Raw genomic sequence first — 24,011 nt, 5'->3', positions numbered from 1 at the left:
TCGATTCTGCCCGTAACCTACCGCGGGTAACTTGACTGTGCGCGACAACAACTTACCCTCGGACGACATGGGGACGGGATCGCTCACCCGGGCGAGAGCGCTGCGCGGCCTGCCCGGGCTGGTCGACGAGCTGGGCGGGGACGGGGCCGCGATGCTGGACCGGTTCCACATCCCGGCCGAGGCCGTGGACGGTGCCGACCCGGACGCCCTCGTCCCGACCCGCGCGGTCGCACTCGTCCTCGAGACCGCGGCCGCGGAGCTGGACTGCAGCGACCTGGGCCTGCGCCTGGCCGAGCGGCAGGGGCCGGAGATCCTCGGGCCGCTCGCCGTCGCCGTCCAGAACTCGCCGACCCTGGGCGCCGCGCTCGACTGCGCCTCGAAGTACCTCTACGTGCACAGTCCCGCGCTCCGCATCGCCGCCGTGCCGGACCCGGAGCACGTCGCGGGGGTCACCGGCGTCGAGTACGGCAGCACCGAGCGCCTCCCGCCGCACGTGGCCGACCTCGGCGTCGGCGTGCTGCACCGGATCATCGGGCTGCTGTCGGGGGGCGGGTACGGGCTCCGCTCGGTACACCTGCCGCACCCGGCACTCGCTTCCGAACGGCGTTACCGCGAGTTCTTCGGCGCGGAGGTCCGGTTCGACCGGCCGACCGCGGTCCTCCGGGTGCCCGCCGACCTGCCGCGCCGGCCGCTCGACGGCGACCAGGCCGTCCGCGACATCGCGATCGAGTATCTGGAGACGCACTTCGACCGCCCGGACCGCCGGGTCACCGACCGGGTCCGGACGGCGGTCGACCGGTCGCTCGGGACGGGCCCGGTCCGGATCGGTGCGGTCGCACGGCTGCTGCGGGTGCACCCGCGGACCCTGCAGCGCCACCTCGCCGCCGAGGACACCACGTTCGAGCAGATCGTCGACGACGCACGGCGGGACACCGCCGAGCGCCTCGTCACCCGCTCCGACCTGCCCTTCACCCAGATCGCCGCGATGGTGGGGCTGGCCGAGCAGTCCGCGCTGACCCGGGCGTCGCGGCGCTGGTTCGGCGTCCCGCCCCGGACGCTGCGCAAGGCGGGCCCGGTGCTCCCGGGGCGCTGAGTCGCCCGGATGTCGTCAATCCGGTGGTTGAGAACCGCGGGACGTCGTGACGGGTCTCCGCAGAATGCCGTACGGTCCCGGGTCGACCGGTGTTCCCTTTCGGTCCCGACGCCACTCCCGGCGCTTCCGTCGCATTTCACCGGCTACGCCGGAATAGGGTTCGAATGAACGGTGTCTGCTGTCGACGAATCGTCGCGACACCGATGAATGGTTTCGGTCCTGCAATCGAGTGAGTTGTTCCGGCGCCGCGAAACGGCCCCGCTCCGGCCGCCGAGTCCGGCGATCGGAGGCGGCGATCGGCACCCCTCCGCCCACGCGTTGGACGGATCCGGGCCGGAGCGGACTCCGGGGGCCGTCGACGGCGGTCCTCCCGCACCGAGAAGAAGGTGGATCACGATGGGTGATCACTGGGGTGGCTGGTGGAACGGCCACGACGACAAGGACGACGACTGGGGAAGCTGGGGCGGCTGGGGTGGCTGGGGCAACTGGCACCGCAACGACGACGACGATGACGACAGCTGGGGAAAGGGGTGGGGCGGCTGGGGCAGCAACTCCGACTGCTGAGCCCGCACCGGTGCTAGGTCGATGACGTGGGCGGTGGCCCCGATGTCCCTGGACCTCGGTCTACGGGCCACCGCCTGCCCGGAGCGTGACGTACGGGACAGGACGTGCAGGGGACGAGCGGAGGTGGGCGTGCGACGACGGGCGGGTGCGGTGCGGGAGCGGCTCCGGGAGATGCTGCGGCCCGGCGAGACGGCCGAGGGGCTGGTGGAGCCGGTCCCGGCGAAGACCGTCGTCGAGATCTTCCGCCGGTTCGCCCCGGACGTCCGCCCGTTCCGCGGGTGGCTGTGCCTGACGTTGTTCTTCATCGTGGTGACCCCGGCGCTCGAGGCCGCCGTCATCTGGATGTTCAAGGTCCTCGTCGACGACGTGCTCACTCCCCGTGATTTCGGCGCCTTTCCCCTCGTCGTCGCCGGATATGTCGGACTGACCCTGCTCGGCGGGGTCGTGGGATTCTTCGATCAGTACCTCGCGGTCTGGATCGGACAGAACTTTCTCCGGCGGATGCGGACCCGGGTGTTCGCGCACCTGCACACGCTGTCGGTCGGATTCTTCGACCGTCGCCGTCTCGGCGACATCCTGACCCGCCTCTCCGGTGACGTCGCGACGATCGAGGCGCTGCTGCTCGCCGGAATCGCACAGGCGCTCTCCGCCCTGATCAAGATAGGGATCTTCGGCGGCGTGATGTTCTACCTGAACTGGCAGCTCGCGGTGATCTCGATGATCGCCGTCCCGTTCTTCTGGCTGATCGCCCGCTCGTTCTCCCGCCGGATCAAGCTGGCGTCGCGCGAGGTGCGCCGGCGCAGCGGTTCGGTCAACGTGGTGGCCGAGGAGAGCCTCGGCAACGCGATCCTGGTGCAGGCCTACGGCCGGGAGGGCGCCGAGGTCGACCGGTTCGACGAGCAGGCACGGGGCACCGTGCGGGCCCAGCTCGCCGCGGCCCGGATCGCGGCGATGTTCGGACCGACGATCGACCTGTTCCAGGTCGTCGGGGTGATGACGGTCGTCGGCGTCGGGATCTGGCAGCTGTCGCTCGAGCAGATCAGCCTCGGCGGCCTGCTGGCGTTCCTCATCTACCTGTCGCAGCTCTACGGCCCGGTCCGGGGCCTGGGACAGCTCTCGAACACGGTCTTCGCCGCCGCCGCCGGTGCCGAGCGGATCGTCGAGCTGCTCGACCAGGAGCCGGACGTCGCCGTCCCGGAGCACCCGGTGCACCTGGCCCGGCCGCGCGGCCTGCTCCGGCTCGACGGTGTCGGGTTCCGCTACCCGGAGTCCCGCACCGAGGTGCTGCACGACATCGGGTTCACCGCCGCACCGGGGGAGACCACCGCGATCGTCGGCGCCAGCGGGGCCGGCAAGACGACACTGATGAAGCTGCTGCTCCGCTTCTACGACCCGACCGAGGGCCGGATCACCCTGGACGGTCACGACCTGCGGGACCTGGACCCGCACGCGCTGCGGGGGGCGGTCGCGATCGTCCTGCAGGAGACCCTGCTGCTCGACGGCACCATCGAGGAGAACATCCTCGCCGGGCGCCCGGACGCCGACCACGCCGCGGTCGTCGCGGCGGCCCGGGCCGCCGACGCCCACGAGTTCGTCAGCGCCCTGCCCGACGGCTACGAGACCAGGGTCGGGCAGCGTGGCCGCCTGCTCTCGGGGGGCCAGCGCCAGCGGATCGCGATCGCCCGCGCGATGGTCCGCGACGCCCCCGTCCTGCTGCTCGACGAGCCCACCGCGAGCCTCGACGCGGAGGCGGGGGAGCGGATCCTCGCCCCGCTGCGGCGGCTCATGGCGGGCCGCACGACGGTCGTCATCTCGCACAACCTGCTGACCGTGGCCGATGCCGACCGGATCGTGCACGTCGACCACGGCCGCATCACCGAGGCCGGCACCCACGACGAGCTGATGCGGGCCGACGGGCGCTACGCCGACCTGTACCGCCTGCACCACCGCCCGTCCGAGCGACCGCAGCGGGTCGTGCGGGTGCCCGGCACCTCCGACGTCCCGGGCGGCGCGCCCCGCAACGGCCGTCACCGGCGCGCCGAGGTGCCGCCCGGCCCCGAGCCCGCCCCACACCCCGTATCCCATCCGGTCGAAGGGACCACCTCATGAAGATCGTGTGCGTCGGCGGGGGACCCGCCGGCCTGTACTTCGCCCTCTCCGCCAAGCTGCGCGACGCCGGACACGAGATCACTGTCCTCGACCGCGATCCGCCCGGCGCGACCTACGGCTGGGGTGTCGTCTACAAGGACAACCTGCTCGACACCCTCTACCGCAACGACGCCGAGAGCGGCCGCAGGCTGCGGGCGGTGTCCGCGCTGTGGCAGGAGCAGGAGATCCGGATGCGCGGGCGGACCGCCTACCTCGGCGGCTACGGCTACAGCGTGGGCCGGGCGGCGATGCAGCGGATCCTCACCGAGCGGGCCACCGACCTGGGCGTCGAGGTCCTCCACGAGCAGGAGGTCGCCGAGCCGGCCGACCTTCCGTCCGCCGACCTCGTGGTCGCCGCGGACGGCGCGAACAGCCGGGTGCGCACCCTCTACGGCGGCGCGTTCGGCACCACGGTCCGGACGGGCGGGAACCCCTACATCTGGCTGGGCACCGACCGCGTGTTCAGCACGTTCGTCTTCGACTTCGTCCAGACCCCGTCGGGGTGGGTCTGGTGCTACGCCTACCCGACGAGCTCCGGGACCAGCACCTTCATCGTCGAGTGCCGGCAGGAGACCTGGGACGGCCTCGGGCTCGCCACGACGACCCCCGCGGAGAGCACCGCGTTGATGGAACAGATCTTCGCCGGGACGCTGAGGGGGCACCGGCTGATCGGCGCGTCCCGCGGTGAGCCGGCGCAGTGGCGGCACTTCCCCGAGGTGGTCAACGAGCGCTGGCACCACGACGGCGTCGTCCTGGTCGGCGACGCCGCCCACACCACCCACTTCACGATCGGCTCCGGCACCCGGCTGGCGATCCTCGACGCGGTGTCGCTCGCGCACAGCCTCCTCGGGCGGCCGGACGACCTGACCGGTGCCCTGAACACCTACGAGCGGCAGCGCCGGCGTCCGCTGCAGCAGACCCAGGCGTCGGCGCGCAGCAGCATGGCCTGGTTCGAGCAGATGGACCGCTACACCGACCGGGACGTGGCCGACTTCGCGGCCGCGATGTGTGCCCGGCTGGGGCCGATGCCGCCGTGGCGTTACCGCAGCCACCGTGCCATCCAGTACCTGCCGGTCCGCAAGACCCGGCGCTGGTACGAGACCGGCAGGCGGACCTGGTTCGCCGTCCGCCGCGGTGAGCCCGTCGGGCACCGGACCGGTCCCGAGCGCACGACGGTCGTGCCCGGTGCCCCGGCCGCCGGTACCCCCGCGGCGGCGAGCGGGCCCGGCCCGCGGGACCGCGCCGGCGTCGGGGACTAGCGGGTCCGCATCTCGTAGCGGCGCTCGGCGTAGTCGAGGTCGTCGCGCCACAGTCTCGTCGCGGCCTTCGCCATCGCGGGCCGCAGCGCCGGGGCGATCCGGGACGCGACGGCGAACCCGGGACGATCCGACCCGGCGACGACGGCCTCGATCACCGACGTCCGGGGCCGCCCGTCGCGGCCGGGCCCGCGCGGCGTCGCGTGCGTCTCGACGACGCTGCCGACACCCTCGCCCTCGACGATCCGCATGACGACGGTGCGCGGCTCCGGGCACACGAACTCGGCCCGCACCGGCACGCCGAGGCCCGGCCCGACCTTGAAGGTGACCGTGACGAGGAACCGGTCGTCGGACTCGGTCACGTCGGTGACGGCCGGCGCGGACTCCACGTCGAGCCGCTGGAACGAGTACGGGTGGAACCACGCCCCGTGCCAGGGGTCGAGCCGGTTCGCGACGATGTCCTCCGGCTCGCAGACACCGGTGAGCGTGGTGACCGCGTCCAGCGTCCGGCCGGCGGGGCGGGCCGGGACCACCGGCGCATCGCTCGGCTCCTCGCCGCCGAGCTCGTCGAGCCGGACCCAGACGAGCACGCCGTCGTCGTGCGCGGGGTGCAGGGCCCAGCCGGGGCCGGTGCGGGCCCCGAGCCGCAGCCCGTGCCAGCGGCAGACCAGCTCGCCGCAGTCGACGGCGGCGAGCGCCATCGGCGCGCCGAGGTGCGGGCAGGCGCCGGGCCCGATCCGCACGTCACCGTCCTCGTCGCGCCAGGCCACCAGCTCGGCGCCGCCGACCCGGGTGCCGAACGGGCGGTCGGCCCGGATCTCGCGGCTCGCCGCGAGGACGAACCAGTTCCCGGACCGGCGGGCCTGGGCCCGCTCCAGCGCCGCGGCGATCAGCTTCGGGTCGGCGCCGGCGTAGGTCGGCTCCTGGCGGGCCCACTGCGACGACGGCAGCGGCTGCAGCGGCCAGGTGCCCGGCCATCGGCCGGTGAGGCGGGACAGGAGGGTCATGGCGGGTTCCTTCGCAGGTCGGCAGGGTCAGCGGGACCGCATCGCGTACTCGGCGGCGCGCCGGAGCGGGCCGAGCCGCCCGCCGGTCGGGACGGTCTCGAGGGGATGCCCGGCGAGCCCCCAGCCGGCGAGCAGGCGGTTCGCCGCCTGCCACCCGGTGGCGGCCGCCCGCTCCATGAGCGCGACGGGCAGGTCGATCCGGATGCCGTCGCCGGCGAGCACCAGCCCGTCCAGCGGGGTCGCGACGGTCGGGCGGCGGGCGAAGTCGCCGACGCCGAACATCGGGCAGTCCGCGCGCCACTGCACGAGCTCCCCGGTGATCCGGGCGCCGGCGGTCTCCGGGTACAGCTCGTGCAGCCGGGCCAGGCACCGCGCACGCAGGTCCGCGGTCCAGGCGGCCTCGTCCACGCCGTCGGGTACCGCCGCGGAGTAGGCATGCAGCTCCACGACCGACCCGCCGTGCCGGGACGCCCAGGACGCGGCGTCGCGCTCGTAGCGGTCGAGCACCGAGACGTTGTCGAGGGGGTCGAGCCCGCCGGTGCCCAGGAACGGCGGCCGGTCCTCGCGCACCGGGCGGTCCAGCCAGAGGCGCTGGACCAGGAACGGCGGCGCGCTGCCGAGCGCGGCGACGTCGTCGCGCCAGTGCTGCACCGCCTCCGGGTCACCGAGGCCCGAGTCCGCGGGCCCCAGGTCCGGCGACGCGGCGACGATCTCCCGCAGGCCGCGCACGTCCGTCGCGAGGACCACGGCGTCCACGGTGGACGAACCGGTGGAGGTACCGCCGGACGAATGATTCACGTGGAACCGTCCACTCGCGACGTCGCGCTGCACCGACGAGACCGCGACGCCCGTCCGGAACGAGACACCTCGGGTGGAGAGGTAGTGCCGCAACGGCTCCCAGAGGGCGGCGTCGAACCCGTCGTCGGGGACGTCGAACATCAGCCCCTCGGAGGAGCCGAGGAAGTAGATGTGGAACATCGTCGCCAGCTCGGCGGCCGACATCGTCGACGGCGGGGCGAAGAAGCTGCGCGAGAACACCTCGAACGCCAGGTGCCGGGCGGCGGGCGGGAAGTTGATCGACTCGAGGAAGCTCTGCGCGTCGACGTCGTCGATGGCCTCGTAGATCCCCGGCACCGAGACCGCCGCGAGCGGCGCCGCGGCGCGGGGATCGAGCCGCAGCAGGTCCGACGGCCGGAAGGTCGGGCTGCGCAGCGCGAACAGCACCGCGTTCCAGGGCGGGGTGCGGGGGAGACCGCGGAACGTGTCGCGACGCCCCTCGGCGTCGACCAGCGGGTAGTCGGCCAGCGGGACGAGGTGTTCCAGGCCCGGGTCACCGCGCCGGAGCAGGTTGCGCAGGTTGTAGTACTGCCGGAAGAACGCGTGGAACCCGCGGCTCATCGCGACCGGCGAGCCGTCCGGCAGGGTGTCCGACCAGCCGCCGACCCGCCCGCCGAGGTGCGGCTCGCGCTCCAGGACCTCGACGGCGACGCCGCGTTCGGCCAGCCCGGTCGCCGCGGCGAGCCCGGCGATGCCGGCGCCGACGACGGCCACCCGCGGCCGGCGCCCGAGCAGCCCCGCGTCGCCCAGGCCGCCGCCCGCCGCGGGGTGCACCACCCGCCGCGGGTCGACCGGCCGCACGCTCACGTCCGGGACCCGAGCACGGTGTGGACGACGCCGTTCTGCCAGCCGGTCATCGTCTCGGAGTGCACGGCGTCGAACCCGGCCGCGCGCATCCGGTCGCGCAGCCGCCCGACGCCGTCGAAGGTGTTCACGCTGCGCCACAGGTGCCGGTACAGCGCGGTCTCACCGGTCGTCACCCGGCCCAGCGGGACGATCACGCCCCAGCAGACCGCGTGCCACACGGCGCGGGCCCGCGGGGAGTCGGCGACCGAGTACTCGTGCAGGGCGAGGGTGCCGCCGGGGCGGAGCAGGTCGTGGAAGCGGCGCAGCTGGGCGTCCGGGTCGTCGAGGTTGCGCAGCAGGTAGGCGGCGAGGATGCCGTCGAACGGCCCCTCGACGCCGTACTCGGCCATGGTCTCGGCGGTGCTGTGCACGAAGGTCACCGAACCGGGCCACGGCTTGGTCCGGGCCCGCTCCAGCATCCCGGCCGACGCGTCGACCGCGACGATCTCCGCGCGCGGCGCGACGCCCAGCAGCGCGGCGGTCGAGGCACCGGTGCCGCAGCCGGCGTCGAGCAGCCGCAGGCCGGCGCCGTCGCGGGGCAGGCGCATCCGGGCGGCCGAGGCGCGCAGGTGGTCGTGGTAGCCGGGGTTCATGCCGACGAGCCGGTCGTAGTCACCCGCGCCGTCGTCGAAGTGGGTGGGCACCTCGGCCCGTGGCAGGCCGGCCCGGCCGACGGTTCCGGTGCGGGACGGGGCGGGGACGTGACGGTCGGCCATGGACCGGAGCGTAGGACCGTGCCGCCGGCCGGGGGAGCGCGGGGACGTCCCGCCGGCCTGCCTGCCGGGAGCTCCGGTGCTCATCGCACGATCACCCTGTCCCTCAGGAGATCCGGTCGGCACAGCGGACCGCCATCGCCCGCAGCACCCCGGCGACGTCGTCACCCAGGTGGCCGTCGTCGACGGCGGCCTCGACCAGGCGCAGCGCGCCCGCCACCCGGGTGGAGATCAGCTCCTCGACGCGGCGGCGGGCCCCGGTCGCGTCGATCAGCTCGCGGGCGGCGGCGACGTCGACGGGGCCGTCGTCGGTGTCGGAGCCGTGCAGCAGGGCGTCGAGACGGGGCCGGGTGGCCGGTCCGGCGAGCTCCCGGGCGAGGACGACGACGCTGGTCGCCTTGCGCTCCGCGAGGTCGTCGCCGGTGGGCTTCCCGGTGGCGTCGGTGCCGAACACGCCCAGCACGTCGTCGCGCATCTGGAAGGCCTCGCCGACCATCGTGCCGTAGTCGCCGAGCAGGGCGACCAGGTCGTCCCCGCCGCCCGCCATCGCGGCACCCAGCTCGAGCGGGCGGCGCACCGTGTAGTTGCCCGACTTGCGGCGCAGGACGTCCATCACCTCGTCCAGGGTGGGGACGCGGCGGGCCTCGTTGAGCAGGTCGGCGAACTGGCCCACGGCGAGCTCGGAGCGCATCGCGTCGTAGCGCGGCCAGCCCCGGTCCAGGGCGTCACGGGGCAGCCCGCTCTCCCGCATGGCCTGCTCGGCCCACACCAGGCAGAGGTCACCGAGCAGCACGGCACCGGACTCGCCGAACCGGTCCGGGCAGCCGGACATGCCCTGTCCGCGGTGCCAGGCGGCGAGCTGGACGTGCACGGTCGGGCGGCCGCGCCGCAGCAGCGAGCCGTCCATGACGTCGTCCTGGAGCAGGGCGAAGGCGTGCAGCAGCTCCAGCCCGGCGACGGCGTCGAGGGCCGCCGGGGAGTCCGGTGCGGCCGCCCGCCAGCCGAGGTAGCCGAACATCGAGCGCAGGTACTTGCCGCGGCCGACGAAGTCGGTGAGCACCCCGGCGAGGAACTCCGCGCCCTCCATCGAGTGCACGTGCTCGGCGCACCGGCGCCGCACGGTCTCCTCGACCCGGTCCCGGACGCGGCCGCGGACCTCCTCGGTCCACGACGCGACCGGCGCGACCGGCGGGGACGGTGGGCCCTCCTCGGGCCGTGCCCGCCCGCGCTGCCCCGCCCGTTCCGCATCGACGACCATCGCGACCTGCTCCCGCCGTGACCGGGGCCCCAGGGGCCCGTGTGGGTGTTCCGGACGGCGTGTCCGGACCGGGCGGGCGGCATCGACGGTGACGCCCGGCTCCGCGCCGGGTCCGGCCGAGACTATGGCCGCGGCCCCGTTCGCGCCCGCCGAATCGGACATCCGTACCCCGTGCGGGCTCAGGGCAGCCGCAGGAACGACCAGGCCGTCAGCCAGGCCGTGCCTGCGGTGAGCGCCATCGCGCCCGGCACGTGCACGACCAGGCCCGGGAAGTCGCCGAACCATGCCTGGACGAAGGTGAACGCGAACAGGACGACCGCCAGCGCCGACGGCCACCAGGGCCCGCCCCGGGCGAGCAGCACCCAGAGCGCAGCGGCCGCGGCCAGCCCGGTCACCACGTGCAGCACGATCGCCCCGGTGCCGTGCGGGCCGACACCCCCGCCGGTGAACAGGCCCGCGGCCGTGACGAACTGCCAGGCGAGCACGACGAGCGAGGCGACGGTCAGTGCGCGGAGGGCGACGACGGGCGCCGTCGGCGACGAGGCCGGCGCGACGTGCCGGTTCGGCGTGGACATACGGGGCTCCCCGGGTGGTGGTGGGTGCGGTTCGGTGATCACCGAGTGTGCCCGAGGACGGGGTGCCCGCGACGGACGGATCAGACGGCGGAGCCCGATCGGACACGAACCGCCCACGGGGTGAGGAAGTCCTGCGCCGGGTCGAGCGTCCGGCCGGCGACGACCTCGAAGTGGTGGTGCACGAAGTCGTGCAGCGCGGCCTGGTGACCGCCGTCGTCGGGGGTGGTGAAGGCATCGTCGAGCCAGCCGCACTCGCAGCCGGCCCGGAACCCGGTGTACCCGGCGTCCGCCGCCCGGACGTCGGTCCAGATCCCGGTGTCCCGGCCGTCGGGGGTGCGGGCGCTGACGAAGCCCTCGTGGTCGTCCGACCCCGGGATGTCGACCGGTCCGATGTAGAGCACGTCGACGATGGTCCGCGATGATCGATTGCGGGCAACCCTGCCCGGGCCCGGTGGAGCCCGCCACGCGCCCGGCGGTCGACGACGCGCCCGGCGGTACACCCTCCCGGGCGACGGACGACCTGTCACGCTGTCGGGGTGGACGGCGAGACGGTGCTCGCCGCGGCCACCGCCGAGGCGGCCGCGGAGTTCGGGGACGACCTGGTGGCCGCGTACACGCTCGGCAGCCTCGCGCACGGCGGGTTCGCGCCGGAGGTGAGCGACGTCGATCTCGCGCTGGTCCTGCGCAGCACCGGCGACGGGACCGCGGACCGGGTCCGTGACGTCACCGCCCGGACCCGCGGTCGGGCCCCCGGGGCGCTCGCGGACCGGCTCTCGGTCTTCTGGGCCGATCCCGCGACCGTGCGCCGCGGCGGTGCGGCGACCCCTGCGCGGCTGCCCGCGGTGGACCGGCTCGACCTGCTCGAGCACGGGGTGCTGCGGCACGGCACCGACGTCCGCGACGGCGCCGTCGCACCCGGTCACGCCGAGCTCGTCGCCGCGTCCGCGGAGTTCCTCGCGGGCCGGGCCGACGACGCGTGGCTCGCCGGGATCGCCGACCCGGCCGGGCTGCTGGACGGCGGGGCGCGCGCCGTCACGAAGGCGGTGCTCTTCCCGGTGCGGTTCCTGCACACCCTCCGGACCGGCGACATCGGACGCAACGACGCCGCCGTCGCGTCCTACGACGGGCCGCACACCGCGTTGGCGACGGCGGCGCTGCACTGGCGGGACGGCGGCCTGCCCGACGCGGACGTGACGCTCGGCCTGCTCACCGCGCACCTGGCCCCGCTGTACCGGGAGTGCGTCGACGCCTACCTGGCCGCGCTCCCCGCCGACGCCCCGCCGGCCGCCGGGCTCCGGTCGCTGCGGACGGCGCTCGGCGGGCCCGCGACCGGGCCCGGCGGGGTGTGACCGCGGGGCCGTCCCGCCGCGGCGGTCAGCGGGACCGCGACCGCCCGACGAAGGCCCCGATGCCGGTCACCGACCGCCCGACGACGAGCGTGTTGATCTCCTTGGTGCCCTCGTAGGAGTAGAGGGCCTCGGCGTCGTTGAAGAACCGTCCGACCTTGTTCTCCAGCAGGATCCCGTTGCCGCCGAACACCTCGCGGGCACGGGCGACCGAGTCGCGCAGCATCAGCGTGGCCTGCCGCTTCGCCAGCGCGGCCTGCTCGTCGCGGAACGTCCCGTCGTCCTGCATCTGCGCGATCCGCACCGCCATGCCCAGCGAGGCCGTGACGTTGCCGAGGATCGACACGAGGTGGTCCTGCACCAGCTGGAACGCGGCGATCGGCTGCCCGAACTGGACGCGGTCGACGGCGTAGTCGCGGGCGAGCTCGTACACCCCGGCCATGGCACCGACGGCGTTCCAGGCGACCCCGCCGCGGGTCACCCGCAGCACCCGGTTGGTGTCGGCGAAGCTCTGCGCGCCGGGCAGCCGGTTCGCCTCGGGGACCCGCACGCCGGTGAAGGTCAGGTCGGCGTTCTGCACCGAGCGCAGGGCCAGCTTGCCCTCCATCTTGGTGGCGGCGAACCCGGGCATGTCCTTCTCGACGACGAAGCCCTTCACGGCGTCGTCGGCGACGTCCCGGGCCCAGACGACGACGAGGTCGGCGAACGTGCCGTTGCCGATCCAGCGCTTCGCGCCGTTCAGGACCCAGGCGTCGCCGTCGCGCTCGGCGGTCGTCTCCAGCCCGCCGGCGACGTCGGAGCCGCCGTGCGGCTCGGACAGCGCGAACGCGCCGATCCTCTCCATCCGGCGCATCGCCGGGAGCCAGCGCTCCTTCTGCTCCTCGGAACCGCACAGGTCGATCGAGGTCAGCGCGAGTCCCGCGTGCACGCCGAAGAACGTCGCCATCGACGGGTCGATGCGGGACAGCTCCATCGACACGAAGCTGGTGAGCAGCCGGGAGCGCGCGGGACGGTCCGGCCAGTCCCGGGCGAGGCCGACGACGTCGAGCTCGGCGAAGCCGGGGATCAGCTCGTGCGGGAACTCCGCGCGGTCCCAGTAGTCGTCGGCGATCGGTGCGATCCGCTGCTCGGCGAACCGGCGCACCCGGGCCAGGATCTCCGTGTCGGTGTCGTCGAGCAGGCCGGCGTAGCCGTAGACGTCGGCGGGAAGCGGGTCCAGCACGGTCATGACGGGTCCTCCTGTGTGGTGGCGGTGGGGTGCGCGGCCGGGGCCGTCCCGGCGGCGAGGACGTCGGCGGCCCTCATCGGGCCAGCACCCCCGCCTCGACGAGCTCCTCGATCTGGGCGTCGGTGCGGCCCAGCTCGCGCAGGACGTCGGCGCCGTCGGCACCCAGCTGCGGGGCCGGGCTGCGGAGCCCGGCGGGGGTGCCGGCGAAGCGGACCGGGAAGCCGATGGAGCGGTAGCGGCCCTCCGTGGGGTGGTCGGCCTCGGCGAGGATCCCGCCGCCGGTCACGTACGGGTCGTCCTCCGCGTCGTCGACGGACAGCACCGGCGCGAACGGGATCGAGTGGTCGGCGCACAGCTCTCCCCACTCGGCGGTGGTGCGCGACGGGGCGAGCTCGCCGATCAGCGCGTACAGCTCGGGCTGGTGCCGCGAGAGCGCCTCGGAGCCGGCGAACCGCTCGTCGGTGGCGAGGTCCTCGCGGCCGGCGGCGCGGAAGAAGTCGGCGATGTTCGCCGGGGTGTAGGGCAGGATGCAGGCCCAGCCGTCGGCGGTGGCGACGGCCTCGTGCTTCTCCGCCATCGACCGGTTGAACCCGGTCGGCCCCTCCGCGGGGACGAACGTGTGCCCGGACAGGTGCTCGACCAGGTTGAACGCCAGCAGGGTGTCGGTCATCGGCACCTCGACGAGCTGCCCCTCGCCGGTGGCGCGCTGGTGGATCACCGCGGCCAGCGTGGAGTAGGCGATCGTCAGGGCGCAGACCTTGTCGGCGAGGATCGTCGGCGCGTACGACGGCGTGCCGGTCGCCCGGCGCATCAGGTCCACCATCCCGGAGGACGCCTGCACGATCTCGTCGTAGGCGGCGCGGTCGGCGAGCTCCGAGTCGCTGCGGAAACCCTGCGCACGCACGTGGACCAGGCGCGGGAACCGCTGCGACACCGCGTCGGGGGCGAGCCCCAGCCGGGCCAGCGCCCCGGGGCGCATGGTGGTGACGAGCACGTCGGCGGTGCCGAGCAGGTCGTCCAGGACGGCGCGGCCCCCGTCGGTCTTGAGGTCGAGGGCGAGCGAGCGCTTGTTGCGGTTCACGTTCAGCGCCAGCGCCCCCATCCCGGGGTGGCGCTGCGGCATCGTGCGGCGCGTCATGTCGCCCGTCGGCGGCTCGACCTTGATCACCTCGGCGCCCATGTCACCGAGGATCTGGCAGGCGTACGGGCCCATCACGACCGAGGCCAGATCGATCACGCGCAGCCCTTCGAGTGCTCCCGCTGTGCTCACGTCCCTCACGTCCTTCCGTCGGGGTTCTCGCTCCGCACAACATCAGCATGGCTACCGACGTTCCCTGATGCGAGTTACGCTTACCCAAATGCGTACTCATCACCGGACCGTGGACCGGGTGGCCGCGCTGCTGGAGGCCGCGGCGCGCCGCCCGGGCGGGAGCACGCTGTCGTCGCTGGCCCGCCGGGTCGGGGCACCGGTGTCGTCCGTGCAGAAGCTCGTCGACGGCCTCGTGGCCACCGGATACCTCGACGAGCGGGACCGTCGCTACACGCTCGGGCCCGCGCCGTGGATGCTCGCCGCCCGCGCCGGCGTCCCGCCGGTCCCCGCGGTCCCGCACGACGCGCTGGACCACCTCGCCCGGGTGACGGGCCTCCCGGTGCTGCTGGCCGCCCGGATCGGCGACGACGCCGTCTACCTGGACTGGGCCGGTGCCGACGAGTCGTTCGACGTGGCGCTGTCGGCGCGGGTGCGGGCGCCGCTCCCGGACACCGCGGCCGGGCGGGTCCTGCTCGCGCACCTGCCGCCGGAGGAACGCAAGCGGATCGCGCTGCACGCGCACGAGGGCGACCCGGCGGCGGCCGCCGCGCTGCTGGAGACCTGTGCCCGGATCCGGGAGGCAGGCGGGGAGCGCGGCGCCAGCGGGACGCTGCTGCCCGGGGCCGCGGCGGTCGCGGTCCCGCTGCGCCGCGAGGGCCGGGTGACGGGTGCGCTGTCCGCGGCCGCCCCGCACGCCGGCGAGGTCCCGGCGGGCGTCGCGCAGGCGCTGGCCGACGCCGCCGACGCGTGGTCGGGCTGAGGCACCTCCGGGGTGTTTGTCCGGGGCCTCAGCGGGAAGGCGGATGGTGATGCGAAACATCTGGATCCGAGACCTGAACGACAGCGCCGGCCCGTTCGCGACCGTGGTCATGGACGCCACGCACGACACGGCCGACGCGACCGAGCAGTACCGGCTGCGGTGGCGCGACCTGCGCGAGCGGCTCGTCGACGCCGGTGCCGACGACGCGACGCTCGCGGTGCTCGACGAGGCCGTGACCGGCGCCGGCGCTCCCGACGGCACGGCGGGCCGGCTGCTCGTCGCCGACTCCGCCCGCGTCCTGCTCGACCGGCACTGCGAGGTGCCGCCGGAGCGTGGCACCGCGAGCTGGGGGCCGGTCCCCGACCTGCTCGCCGTGCTCTCCTCGGGCGGTGACGAGGTGCCGACGGTCGTGGTCGCGGTCGACCGGACCGGCGGTGAGATCCGCGCCGTCGACGGTTCGGTGGAGACGGTGAGCTCGGACGCGACCGGACCGGTGCACAAGGCGAACACCGCAGGCCCCGGCGAGGGTGGCGCCGACGCCCGGGTGGAGGAGACCTGGAAGCGCAACGCCCAGGCCGTCGCCGAGCGGGTCGACAAGCTCGTCCGCGGCGGCAACGCGGGACTGCTCGTGGTCGCCGGGGACGCACCGGCCCGCGCCCGGCTGCGCGACGAGCTCGCCCCGGCCTCGGCCGAGATCATGGCGGAGATCGAGAACACCGGCGGCACGGTCCCCGAGCAGGTCGACGACACCGTGCGCGCCGCCGCCGACGACGTCCGCGAGCAGCGCCGGGTGACCGCGGTGACCAGCTACGCGACCGCGTCGGGCCGCACCGACGGCCTCGCCGTGACCGGGCTGTCCGGCGTCGCCGCAGCCGCCCGCGCGCACGCCGTGGAGACGCTGCTGGTCGACCCGTCGGCGGTGCCGGGGACCGAACTCCTCGTCGGAACGGACCCGACCGCCGTCGCCGAGCGGGCCGACGAGCTGCTCGCCGGCGGACCGGAGACCTCCGGGCCCGCCGCGGACGTGCTGGTGCGGGCGGTCGTCTCCGCGGACGGTGACGTGGTGCAGGCCCGCCCGGGCGACGACGTCACCCTCTCCGACGGCCTGGGCGCGATCCTGCGCTTCCCGGTCGGCCCGGCCGCCTGACGTTCCGTCCGGCATGATCGGGAGCCATGAGCGACGAGCGCAGTGCGGCGACCGGCGAGCGGATCGAGGCGGCACGGGTGGTCGACGCGTCGCCGTCGGCGATCTTCGCGGTGCTGCGTGACCCGCACGGTCACGTGGCGATCGACAGCTCCGGGATGCTGATGTCGGCAGAGGGCGAGCCGGTCACGGCGACGGGGGACAGGTTCCTCGTCCACATGGACCGCGAGGCCCTCGGTGACCGTCCGATGGGGCGCTACGACGTGCACGTCGTGATCACCGCCTACGAGCCGGACCGTGAGATCGCATGGACCATCGACGGCACCATGCGGCCTCCGGTCGGGCACGTCTACGGCTACCGGCTGGAGCCCGCCGGGGAGGGCGCCACCCGGGTCGTGTCGTACTGCGACTGGTCGGACATCCACCCGGACTACCGCGGGCTCGGGTTCCCGCTGATCTCCGGGGAGGCGCTCCGGGCGACCCTCGGCATCCTGGCGCGCACCGTTCAGGACCGCTGACGGGCCCCGCCCCGCCGACGTCCGAGCCACCCCCCGCGCAGCACCGGCCACGACGCGCAGGCCCACAGCGCCCACGCCACCAGCATCGGCTGGAACACCAGGCGCAGCGCGCGGGCGCCGTCGGTGTCGAGCCCGAACGCGGCGGTGCCGGTCAGGTACTGCGACACGTTCCCCGGGAACACCAGCACGAACAGCGCGGCCACGGTCAGGCCGGTGGCCGGGCGGACCCGCGCCGGAGCCACGAGGACCGCCGCGGCCAGGGCGATCTCGACGAGCCCGGAGACCAGCACGATCACGCCCGGGGCGGGCAGGAACGGTGGGACCTGCGCGCCGAACTCGGCGGGAACCAGCAGGTGGGCGACGCCGGCGGTCACCAGGAAGGCGCCGAGCAGCAGGCGGGCGGTGGTGCGGAGCATCGGTCGGTCCTTCCGGTGACGGCGGCCGGATCCCGAACTTTTCCGGCCCGTGTGGGTTACCGCGGTCGTGCGCGGGTATCCCGAAGTCCTGACGACCTCGGAACCGGGCCGGATGCTGGGGAGCCTTCCGGTCCGTCGCCCCGGGGTCCGGGGCGCGGCCGCTCGGGGGCGGTGGCGCCCCGGACCCCGTCCCGTCGCCACCGATCTCAGTGCCACCGGTGGAACCGCTGGTGCAGTGCGCGGACCCGGGGCGCGAGATCGGGGTCGGGGCCCTCCACCCGGACCCCCGGCGCCACCTCCGACACCGGAAGCGGCCGGACCGGGGGCGACGGTGTCCCGATCTCCTGCAGCCACGTGGTGAGCTGGGCCGTCGAGCTCGCGTAGACGATGCGTCCCAGCCCGACCCAGGCGTGCGCGGCCGCGCACATGGGGCAGTGCTCACCGGAGGTGTAGACGGTCGCCCCGGCCCGCTCACCGGGAGTGAGCAGCTCCGTCGCGCGCCGGGCCAGCTCGAACTCCGGATGACGGGTGGGGTCCCCGCCGGCGACCCGGTTCCGGTCCTCGGCCCGCACGACGCCCGAGGCGTCGACCAGCACCGACCCGAACGGCTCGTCCCCGGCCCCGAGGGCCTGTTCGGCCAGCTCGACGCACCGGCGCAGATGCACGCGGTCCTGCTCGTCCATCGCCCGATCACCCCTTCCGGTCCCGCCGATCGTAGGGCCGTTCCGGGCCCGCCCGCGGCGCGCCGGACACGACGCCCGGTGGACTCCGCGCGGTGACGGCCTACCCTGTGGGGATGGACCGGACCGGAACCGTTGCGCCGCTGGCGCTCGACGAGCAGCTCTGTTTCGCGCTGCACTCGGCCTCGCGGGCGATGACCGGCTGTTACCGACCGATCCTCGACGCGATCGGCCTCACCTACAGCCAGTACGCGGTGCTGCTGGTGCTGTGGGCCGAGGAGTCCGTGCCGCAGCGCGAGCTCGGCGAGCGGATGGTCCTGGACAGCGGCACGCTGTCGCCGATGCTGACCCGGCTCGAGAAGCGCGGGCTCGTCGTGCGGGCCCGCCGTCCCGACGACGAGCGCACCGTGCAGGTCTCGCTGACCGAGGAGGGTCGGGCCCTGCGCAGCCGGGCCGCGGTCGCGCAGGAGCAGGTCATCCGGGCGACCGGGATGGATCTCGACGAGCTCTTCCGCCTGCGCGACGACCTCCAGCGGCTCGCCGCGCGGCTGCGTGACGGACGCGACGAGCACGACGAGCCGGCCGGCTGAGTTCTCCCGCTCACGTCCACCGGCACCCTCCTGTCCCCGGGTATATGCTTGCCGACAGGCAACAGAACGACAGGCGGGAGACCGGAGCACGATGAGTCTCGACCCCGACGAGCTGGCCCGGCTGCGCGTCGTCCTCGCCCGGATCGGGCGCGGCCTGGACCGGCACTCCCGCGGGTCCGAGCTCACCCGCACCCAGGTCTCGGTGCTCGGCACGGTCGTCGTGCGCGGGCCGATCGGGATGGGCGAGCTCGCGACCCTCGAGGGGCTCAACCCGACGATGCTGTCCCGGATGGCGGGCAAGCTGGAGGCGGCCGGGCTGCTGGCCCGCGACACCGACCCCGACGACGGTCGCGCCGTCCGGGTGGCCGCGACCGGGACCGGCCGGGCCGAGCACGAGCGGCAGCGCGCGGAGCGGGCCAGGCTGCTCGCCGAGCACGTCGACGCCCTGCCCGACGTCCAGGCCGACGGCCTGCGTGCCGCGCTCCCCGCGCTGGAGGCCCTCGCGTCGTCGCTGCGGGACGCCCGGTGATCACCGGCTCGGCGCTCCGCTCGTCGGCCCGGTCCGCCGCCGGCCGCACCTTCGCCGCGCTGTCCGGGCCCAACTACCGGCTCTGGTTCGGCGGACAGTCGATCTCGCTGGTCGGCACCTGGATGCAGTCGGTCGCCCAGTCCTGGCTGGTCTACGAGCTGACCGGGTCCGCGGCCGTGCTCGGCACCGTCGTCGCGATGCAGACCCTGCCCACCCTGCTGCTCGGGCCGTACGCGGGCGTGTGGGTGGACCGGGTCGACAAGCGGCGGCTGATGGTCGGGCTGCAGTCGGTCATGGGCCTGCAGGCACTCGCGCTGGCCGTGCTGACCCTGACCGGGACGGTCGCGCTCTGGCACGTCTACGTCCTGGCCGCGGTGCTGGGGCTGAACAAGGCGTTCGAGAACCCGGCCCGGCAGGCGTTCGTGCAGGAGCTGGTCGGCCGCGACGACCTGCGCAACGCCGTCACCCTCAACTCGGTGCTGACCAACGCCGCCCGCGCGGTCGGCCCCGCCGTCGCCGGCCTGGTGATCGTCGCCGGGGGCACCGGGGTGTGCTTCGCGGTGAACGCGGCCAGCTTCGTCGCCGTCGTGACGTCGCTGCTGCGGCTCGACGTCTCCGCGCTCACCCCGACCGAGCCCGCCCCGCGGGCGCCCGGGCAGCTCCGCGAGGGACTGGCCTACGTCCGCGGCAACCCCGACCTGCTCGTCCCGCTGGTCATGATGGCGCTGATCGGCTGTCTGGCCTACGAGTTCCCGGTGGTGCTGCCGGTCGTCGCGTCGGAGACGTTCGGCGGGAACGCGAGCACCTACGGCTACCTCACCGGGGCGATGGGCGTCGGCGCCGTGATCGGCGGGCTGGTCGTCGCCGGGCGGGGCCGGACCGGGCTGCCGTCCCTGGTGCGCACGGCGCTCGTGTTCGGCGTGGTGCTCGGCCTCGCGGCGGCCGCCCCGTCGTTGTGGGTCGCGCTCGTCGCGATGGCGATGGTCGGGATGGCCAGCGTGGCGTTCATGGCGGGCGGGAACAGCACGATGCAGCTGGCCTCGGAGCCGCACATGCGGGGCCGGGTGATGGCGTTGTGGTCGGTCGCCTTCCTCGGCTCGACCCCGATCGGCGGCCCGGTCGCGGGGTGGGTGAGCGAGCACCTCGGCGGCCGGGGCGGCCTCGCGCTCGGCGCCGTCGCCTGCCTGGCCGCGGCCCTCATCGGCCTGCCCGCCGCCCGGCGTGCTGCGCGGGCGGAGCGGGACGGGCGGTCAGCGGATCCGGCCGCCGGTGGCGATGCGGAGGAGGTCGCGCGCGGTCCCCTGCGGTGACGTGCCCTCCTGCCAGACCGCGCGGAACTCGCGGCCGAGATCGGCGCCGTGCACCGGGACCTCGACCGCGGAGCCCGCGGCCAGGTCGGCGGCCACCGACGTCCGCCCGAGGAGCGCCGGGCCGTCGCCGGCCCGCACGGCCGCGCGGACGGCCGCGTCGGCGGCGAGCTCGGACAGCGGCGCGGCGGCCGTGACCCCGGGGGCGGCCGCGGTGAGCGCGGCCTCGGCGGCGGGCCGCGACCCCGTCCCCGGGCGGCGGGTGAGCAGGGGAGTGGCGAGCAGCTCCGCGGCGCCGACCCCCGGCCCGCCCGCCCAGTGGTGCCCGGGAGCGACGACGAGGACGAGCGCGTCCGTCGCGACGGTCGCGGCGTGCAGCTTGTCCAGCGGGCCGGGCGTCTCGACGACGCCGACGGCCGCGTCGCCGTCGCGCACCGCGGTCGCGGGGTCGTCGGTGTCGAGCAGCGAGATCCGCCCGCCCGGGCCGTCCCGCAGCTCCACCAGCCAGCGGGGGAGCAGGCACTCCGCCACCCCCGACCCGGCCGCCAGGACGACCGGGTCGGTCCCGTCCGGCGCCGGGCGCAGCACCGCCAGCGCCGCGTCGAGATCGCGGGCCGTGTCCAGCAGCGGACCGGCCCACTCCGCCAGCAGCACCCCGCGGGCGGTGAGCCGCCCCGACCGGCCGCGCCGCGTCCGCTCGAGGACGGGCCCGCCGACCTGCTGCTCCAGTGTCCGGAGCCGCGACGACGCGGCCTGCACCGACAGCCCCTGCTCCTGCGCGGCGGCGGCGAGCCCGCCGGTGCGGGCCACGGTGACGACCAGGGCGAGCGCGGTCAGGTCGGGGACGCGTACGGGTGCGGTGGACATCCGGTCCAGCCTAGGCGCAGGTACCGCCGCGGACCGGTACGGCCGCCGGTGTCACACCCCGAACAGGCCTCGCAGGTAGGCGGCCTGCCCGGCGTGCTGCAGGTCGTCGCCGAGCACGCTCACCAGCCGCACGCCCAGGCTCACACCCTCGCCCCAGGTCGAGGGCAGGATCCGGGACAGGTCGTCGTCGCCGAGACCGCCCAGGTGCGCCACCGTGCGGGCGTGCACGGCCTCGCCGTACCCGGTGAGGAGCCCCGCGGTCGTGCGGACCCGCCCGACCTGCTCCGGGGTGTGGCCGAACCCGGTGTCGGCGGGATCGAGGTCCAGGCCGAAGCGGTCGGCCCAGCCGTCGCCGGTCCAGACCTGGCCGGTGCCGAACGCCTCGGCGACGTGGTCGTCCTGCACCCGCAGCAGGTGCCAGACCAGCCAGCCGATCGGGTTCCCGGGCCCACCGGACCCGGCGACCTCCGGACGGCGGGCGAGATCGGCCTCGGTCAGCCCGTCGAGCACGTCGTGCACCAGCTCGTCGACGCGGCCGAAGTGGTCGATGAGCAGCTCCGCGGAGGTCGTCATGCTGCGAGGCTTCCCACCCGGGGCGATCCGTATGCTCCCTTCCGCATGCGGGCCGGTGCGGCCTAGCGTGGAACGCGGTGAGCCGGACCGGACCGAATCCCGCGGAGTGATCATCGACGCCGAGAAGACCCACAGCGCGCACTGGGGCGTGTTCACCGCCCGCTACGACGGCCGTCGGTTGCGGGTCCGCCCACACCCCGGCGACCCGGACCCGTCGCCGGTGCTGGACAACATCCCGTCCGCCGTCGGACACCCGGCACGGGTCGCCGCGCCCGCGGTGCGGCGCGGCTGGTGGGAGCGCGGGCCGGGGCGCGACCCCGGCCGCGGACGCGACGGGTACCGCACGGTCTCCTGGGAGGCCGTCCTGGACCGGCTCGCCGAGGAGACCCACCGGGTCCGCTCGACCCACGGCGACGAGGCCGTCTACGGCGGGTCGTACGGATGGGCGTCGGCCGGGCGCTTCCACCACGCGCAGGGCCAGCTGCACCGCTTCCTGGCGGTGACCGGCGGCTACACCCGCTCGGTCAACTCCTACTCCGGTGGCGCCGCGGAGGTGCTGCTGCCGCAGATATTGGGCGGGTTCGACGCCGTCACCCGCTACGCCGTCACCTGGGACCAGGTCGCCGCGCACACCGACACCGTGCTCGCGTTCGGCGGGATGGCGCTGAAGAACTCGGGCATCGCGGCGGGCGGGGTGTCGCGGCACGTGGAGCGCGGTGCGATGCGCGCCGCCCGGGACCGGGGCGCGATGTTCGTGCTGGTCAGCCCGCTGCGTCCGGATCTGCCCGAGGAGGTCGACGCGACCTGGCTGCCGATCCGCCCCGGCACCGACGTGGCGCTGATGCTCGCGCTGATGCACACCGTCGTCGCCGAGGGCCGGCACGACTCGGACTTCCTCGCCTCGCACTGCGACGGCTGGGAGACGCTGCGCGAGTACCTGTTCGCCGCCCCCGCCAAGGACGCCGCCTGGGCGTCGGCGATCACCGGCATCGACGCGTCCGCGATCCGGGAGCTGGCCTGGCGGATCGCCTACGGCCGCACCCTGGTCACCGTCGCGCAGTCGCTGCAGCGCGCCGAGCACGGGGAGCAGCCGGTCTGGGGCGGGACGGCGCTCGCGGCCGTCCTCGGTCAGATCGGGCTGCCCGGCGGCGGGTTCAACTACGGCCTCGGCTCCCTCGGGCACTACGGCCGGCCGCGCAACGCGGTGCCGGTCCCGAGCTTCTCCCGGGCCCCGAACCCGGTGAACTCGTTCATCCCGGTCGCCCGGGTCGCGGACATGCTGCTGCACCCGGGCGGGACCTACGACTACGACGGCGCCGAGCGCACCTACCCGCACGTGCGGATGGCCTGGTGGGCGGGCGGCAACCCGTTCCACCACCACCAGGACCTGCGCCGGCTGCGGCGGGCGGTCGCCGAGCTGGACACCTTCGTCGTGCACGACCCCGTCTGGACGGCGACGGCCCGGCACGCCGACGTCGTCCTGCCCTCGACCATGACGATCGAGCGCGACGACATCGGCGCCACCAGCTCCGACGCGCTGCTCGTCGCGATGAAGCAGCTCGTCCCCGTGCACGGCGAGGCCCGTGACGACTACGACGTGCTCTCCGCGCTCGCGCACCGGCTCGGCCACGGCGAGGCCTTCACCGAGGGCCGCACCGCGCACGAGTGGCTGGTGCACATGTACGACCGCACCCGCAAGGCGCTCGCCGACCGGGGCGAGCCCGCGCCGGACTTCGAGGAGTTCTGGGAGCGCGGGGAGCTGGAGCTGCCGCGACGGCCCGACGACGGCGGTGTGCTCGCTCGGTTCCGCGCCGACCCCGAGGGCCACCCGCTGCCGACGCCGTCCGGCCGGGTCCAGGTCGGGTCGGCGACGATCGCCGGGCACGGCTACGACGACTGCCCCGGCCACCCGGCATGGCGGGAACCGACCGAGGCCCCGGACGAGCGGCACCCGTTCTGGCTGGTCTCCAACCAGCCGGCGACCCGGCTGCACTCGCAGCTCGACTTCGGCGCGCACAGCTCCGGGTCGAAGCGGTCCGGACGCGAGGTCGTCCGGATCCACCCGGACGACGCCGGCCCGCTCGGGATCGCCGACGGCGACGTCGTCCGGCTGCACAACGACCGCGGCGCGACCCTCGCCGCCGCCCGCCTCACCGACGACATCCGGCCCGGGGTGCTGCAGCTCCCGACCGGCGCGTGGTGGGCGCCGACGGCCGATCCGGAGCGCCCCGAACTCGGCGACGACGGGCTGTGCGCGCACGGCAACCCGAACGCGGTCACCCGCGACCGCGGCTCGTCGCGGTTCGCCCAGGGCTGCACCGGACAGCTCTGCGCGGTCGCGGTGAGCCGGTTCGACCATCCGCTGCCCGCGGTGGAGGTGCACCGGGCGCCGGAAGCACCGTGAGTGCCGTGAGCGCCGCGGACGGCACGAGCCGTCCGGCGGCCGG

Annotated in this window: 24 protein-coding genes; 12 read left to right on the top strand and 12 right to left on the bottom strand. The window is 75.0% G+C overall.

Annotated elements, in window-relative coordinates; genetic code table 11:
• Positions 1–67 precede the first annotated feature (67 nt).
• From PP1_RS03120 to PP1_RS03105, 4 genes are all read left to right on the top strand, one after another.
• Complete coding sequence (locus PP1_RS03120; RefSeq protein WP_010231405.1) at positions 68–1,093, top strand: AraC family transcriptional regulator; 1,026 nt, start codon at positions 68–70, stop codon at positions 1,091–1,093.
• 396 nt (positions 1,094–1,489) lie between these two features.
• A complete protein-coding gene (locus PP1_RS03115; protein WP_010231404.1) occupies positions 1,490–1,657 on the top strand; it encodes a hypothetical protein in 168 nt (55 codons plus the stop codon).
• A gap of 129 nt (positions 1,658–1,786) precedes the next feature.
• Positions 1,787–3,766, top strand: coding sequence for an ABC transporter ATP-binding protein (locus PP1_RS03110; RefSeq protein ID WP_249265977.1), 1,980 nt, complete (start codon positions 1,787–1,789; stop codon positions 3,764–3,766).
• The gene (locus PP1_RS03105; RefSeq protein WP_010231400.1) at positions 3,763–5,064 is read left to right on the top strand and encodes an FAD-dependent monooxygenase; all 1,302 of its coding nucleotides are present in this window, start codon (positions 3,763–3,765) and stop codon (positions 5,062–5,064) included. Before PP1_RS03110 ends, PP1_RS03105 begins: the two co-directional genes overlap by 4 nt.
• Here PP1_RS03105 and PP1_RS03100 read toward each other — a convergent pair.
• The 6 genes from PP1_RS03100 to PP1_RS03075 all read right to left on the bottom strand — a co-directional run bounded on the left by PP1_RS03100 (position 5,061) and on the right by PP1_RS03075 (position 10,698).
• A complete protein-coding gene (locus PP1_RS03100; protein WP_010231398.1) occupies positions 5,061–6,068 on the bottom strand; it encodes a DUF5914 domain-containing protein in 1,008 nt (335 codons plus the stop codon). The two genes, PP1_RS03105 and PP1_RS03100, sit on opposite strands and share 4 nt — an antisense overlap.
• Before the next feature lie 27 nt (positions 6,069–6,095).
• On the bottom strand, positions 6,096–7,712 hold the full coding sequence (locus tag PP1_RS03095; RefSeq protein ID WP_170918890.1) for an FAD-dependent oxidoreductase: 1,617 nt from the start codon (positions 7,710–7,712) through the stop codon (positions 6,096–6,098).
• Positions 7,709–8,467, bottom strand: a complete 759-nt coding sequence (locus tag PP1_RS03090) for a class I SAM-dependent methyltransferase (protein ID WP_075314188.1) — start codon at positions 8,465–8,467, stop codon at positions 7,709–7,711. The genes PP1_RS03095 and PP1_RS03090 overlap by 4 nt, the downstream gene beginning before the upstream one ends.
• Positions 8,468–8,570: 103 nt before the next feature.
• Entirely contained in the window at positions 8,571–9,722 is a 1,152-nt protein-coding gene (locus PP1_RS03085; RefSeq protein WP_010235765.1) for a polyprenyl synthetase family protein, read from the bottom strand.
• Positions 9,723–9,901: 179 nt separating this feature from the next.
• Complete coding sequence (locus tag PP1_RS03080; RefSeq protein ID WP_010235763.1) at positions 9,902–10,297, bottom strand: hypothetical protein; 396 nt, start codon at positions 10,295–10,297, stop codon at positions 9,902–9,904.
• Positions 10,298–10,377: 80 nt separating this feature from the next.
• Complete coding sequence (locus PP1_RS03075) at positions 10,378–10,698, bottom strand: hypothetical protein (protein WP_010235761.1); 321 nt, start codon at positions 10,696–10,698, stop codon at positions 10,378–10,380.
• 135 nt (positions 10,699–10,833) lie between these two features.
• Between PP1_RS03075 and PP1_RS03070 the strand changes: the two genes are divergently transcribed.
• Positions 10,834–11,646 (top strand): hypothetical protein, encoded by an 813-nt coding sequence (locus PP1_RS03070; RefSeq protein WP_075314189.1) that lies wholly within the window; start codon positions 10,834–10,836, stop codon positions 11,644–11,646.
• Between the two features lie 25 nt (positions 11,647–11,671).
• Here PP1_RS03070 and PP1_RS03065 read toward each other — a convergent pair whose 3' ends face one another.
• Both PP1_RS03065 and PP1_RS03060 read right to left on the bottom strand, forming a co-directional pair.
• Complete coding sequence (locus PP1_RS03065) at positions 11,672–12,871, bottom strand: acyl-CoA dehydrogenase family protein (protein WP_060572114.1); 1,200 nt, start codon at positions 12,869–12,871, stop codon at positions 11,672–11,674.
• Positions 12,872–12,944: 73 nt separating this feature from the next.
• Complete coding sequence (locus tag PP1_RS03060) at positions 12,945–14,141, bottom strand: CaiB/BaiF CoA transferase family protein (protein ID WP_033200104.1); 1,197 nt, start codon at positions 14,139–14,141, stop codon at positions 12,945–12,947.
• A gap of 88 nt (positions 14,142–14,229) precedes the next feature.
• On the opposite strand from PP1_RS03060, the gene PP1_RS03055 reads away from it, so the two are divergent.
• The 3 genes from PP1_RS03055 to PP1_RS03045 are packed head-to-tail and all read left to right on the top strand — an operon-like array spanning position 14,230 to position 16,602.
• Entirely contained in the window at positions 14,230–14,940 is a 711-nt protein-coding gene (locus tag PP1_RS03055; protein ID WP_170918891.1) for an IclR family transcriptional regulator, read from the top strand.
• A 43-nt stretch (positions 14,941–14,983) separates the two neighbouring features.
• On the top strand, positions 14,984–16,087 hold the full coding sequence (locus PP1_RS03050; protein ID WP_075314190.1) for a baeRF2 domain-containing protein: 1,104 nt from the start codon (positions 14,984–14,986) through the stop codon (positions 16,085–16,087).
• Positions 16,088–16,113: 26 nt separating this feature from the next.
• Positions 16,114–16,602 (top strand): SRPBCC family protein, encoded by a 489-nt coding sequence (locus PP1_RS03045; RefSeq protein WP_010231114.1) that lies wholly within the window; start codon positions 16,114–16,116, stop codon positions 16,600–16,602.
• On the opposite strand, the gene PP1_RS03040 is transcribed toward PP1_RS03045, so the two are convergent.
• Positions 16,590–17,018 (bottom strand): DoxX family protein, encoded by a 429-nt coding sequence (locus tag PP1_RS03040; RefSeq protein WP_010231112.1) that lies wholly within the window; start codon positions 17,016–17,018, stop codon positions 16,590–16,592. The two genes, PP1_RS03045 and PP1_RS03040, sit on opposite strands and share 13 nt — an antisense overlap.
• Before the next feature lie 206 nt (positions 17,019–17,224).
• Positions 17,225–17,701, bottom strand: coding sequence for a nucleoside deaminase (locus PP1_RS03035; RefSeq protein ID WP_010231108.1), 477 nt, complete (start codon positions 17,699–17,701; stop codon positions 17,225–17,227).
• A 113-nt stretch (positions 17,702–17,814) separates the two neighbouring features.
• Between PP1_RS03035 and PP1_RS03030 the strand changes: the two genes are divergently transcribed.
• The 3 genes from PP1_RS03030 to PP1_RS03020 all read left to right on the top strand — a co-directional run bounded on the left by PP1_RS03030 (position 17,815) and on the right by PP1_RS03020 (position 20,127).
• Positions 17,815–18,288 (top strand): MarR family winged helix-turn-helix transcriptional regulator, encoded by a 474-nt coding sequence (locus tag PP1_RS03030; RefSeq protein ID WP_010231106.1) that lies wholly within the window; start codon positions 17,815–17,817, stop codon positions 18,286–18,288.
• A gap of 91 nt (positions 18,289–18,379) precedes the next feature.
• Positions 18,380–18,817, top strand: coding sequence for a MarR family winged helix-turn-helix transcriptional regulator (locus tag PP1_RS03025; protein WP_075314191.1), 438 nt, complete (start codon positions 18,380–18,382; stop codon positions 18,815–18,817).
• Complete coding sequence (locus PP1_RS03020; protein WP_212592101.1) at positions 18,814–20,127, top strand: MFS transporter; 1,314 nt, start codon at positions 18,814–18,816, stop codon at positions 20,125–20,127. Before PP1_RS03025 ends, PP1_RS03020 begins: the two co-directional genes overlap by 4 nt.
• Here PP1_RS03020 and PP1_RS03015 read toward each other — a convergent pair.
• Together PP1_RS03015 and PP1_RS03010 are read right to left on the bottom strand one after the other, a co-directional pair.
• Positions 20,068–20,991 carry a LysR family transcriptional regulator gene (locus PP1_RS03015; RefSeq protein ID WP_075314192.1) on the bottom strand — a complete coding sequence of 308 codons (924 nt, stop codon included), beginning with the start codon at positions 20,989–20,991 and terminating at the stop codon, positions 20,068–20,070. The genes PP1_RS03020 and PP1_RS03015 overlap by 60 nt on opposite strands.
• A 51-nt stretch (positions 20,992–21,042) precedes the next feature.
• Positions 21,043–21,564: a mycothiol transferase gene (locus PP1_RS03010; protein ID WP_010230211.1), complete on the bottom strand. Its 522-nt coding sequence runs from the start codon at positions 21,562–21,564 to the stop codon at positions 21,043–21,045.
• A 67-nt stretch (positions 21,565–21,631) separates the two neighbouring features.
• Here PP1_RS03010 and PP1_RS03005 point away from each other — a divergent pair, with 67 nt between their 5' ends.
• Positions 21,632–23,968: a molybdopterin-dependent oxidoreductase gene (locus tag PP1_RS03005; RefSeq protein WP_249265978.1), complete on the top strand. Its 2,337-nt coding sequence runs from the start codon at positions 21,632–21,634 to the stop codon at positions 23,966–23,968.
• Positions 23,969–24,011 lie beyond the last annotated feature (43 nt).

Origin of the sequence: Pseudonocardia sp. P1 (assembly GCF_000178675.2) — a bacterium.
Classification (GTDB): domain Bacteria; phylum Actinomycetota; class Actinomycetes; order Mycobacteriales; family Pseudonocardiaceae; genus Pseudonocardia.
This window is presented reverse-complemented; position numbering and strand designations above follow the sequence as displayed.

Bases quoted from the DNA above. Each gene is read 5' to 3' on its own strand.
- PP1_RS03120 (WP_010231405.1), top strand. From the start codon at position 68: ATGGGGACGGGATCGCTCACCCGGGCGAGAGCGCTGCGCGGCCTGCCC.
- PP1_RS03115 (WP_010231404.1), top strand. From the start codon at position 1,490: ATGGGTGATCACTGGGGTGGCTGGTGGAACGGCCACGACGACAAGGAC.
- PP1_RS03105 (WP_010231400.1), top strand. From the start codon at position 3,763: ATGAAGATCGTGTGCGTCGGCGGGGGACCCGCCGGCCTGTACTTCGCC.
- PP1_RS03100 (WP_010231398.1), bottom strand. From the start codon at position 6,068: ATGACCCTCCTGTCCCGCCTCACCGGCCGATGGCCGGGCACCTGGCCG.
- PP1_RS03090 (WP_075314188.1), bottom strand. From the start codon at position 8,467: ATGGCCGACCGTCACGTCCCCGCCCCGTCCCGCACCGGAACCGTCGGC.
- PP1_RS03085 (WP_010235765.1), bottom strand. From the start codon at position 9,722: ATGGTCGTCGATGCGGAACGGGCGGGGCAGCGCGGGCGGGCACGGCCC.
- PP1_RS03080 (WP_010235763.1), bottom strand. From the start codon at position 10,297: ATGTCCACGCCGAACCGGCACGTCGCGCCGGCCTCGTCGCCGACGGCG.
- PP1_RS03065 (WP_060572114.1), bottom strand. From the start codon at position 12,871: ATGACCGTGCTGGACCCGCTTCCCGCCGACGTCTACGGCTACGCCGGC.
- PP1_RS03055 (WP_170918891.1), top strand. From the start codon at position 14,230: ATGCGTACTCATCACCGGACCGTGGACCGGGTGGCCGCGCTGCTGGAG.
- PP1_RS03050 (WP_075314190.1), top strand. From the start codon at position 14,984: ATGGTGATGCGAAACATCTGGATCCGAGACCTGAACGACAGCGCCGGC.
- PP1_RS03045 (WP_010231114.1), top strand. From the start codon at position 16,114: ATGAGCGACGAGCGCAGTGCGGCGACCGGCGAGCGGATCGAGGCGGCA.
- PP1_RS03040 (WP_010231112.1), bottom strand. From the start codon at position 17,018: ATGCTCCGCACCACCGCCCGCCTGCTGCTCGGCGCCTTCCTGGTGACC.
- PP1_RS03035 (WP_010231108.1), bottom strand. From the start codon at position 17,701: ATGGACGAGCAGGACCGCGTGCATCTGCGCCGGTGCGTCGAGCTGGCC.
- PP1_RS03030 (WP_010231106.1), top strand. From the start codon at position 17,815: ATGGACCGGACCGGAACCGTTGCGCCGCTGGCGCTCGACGAGCAGCTC.
- PP1_RS03025 (WP_075314191.1), top strand. From the start codon at position 18,380: ATGAGTCTCGACCCCGACGAGCTGGCCCGGCTGCGCGTCGTCCTCGCC.
- PP1_RS03015 (WP_075314192.1), bottom strand. From the start codon at position 20,991: ATGTCCACCGCACCCGTACGCGTCCCCGACCTGACCGCGCTCGCCCTG.
- PP1_RS03010 (WP_010230211.1), bottom strand. From the start codon at position 21,564: ATGACGACCTCCGCGGAGCTGCTCATCGACCACTTCGGCCGCGTCGAC.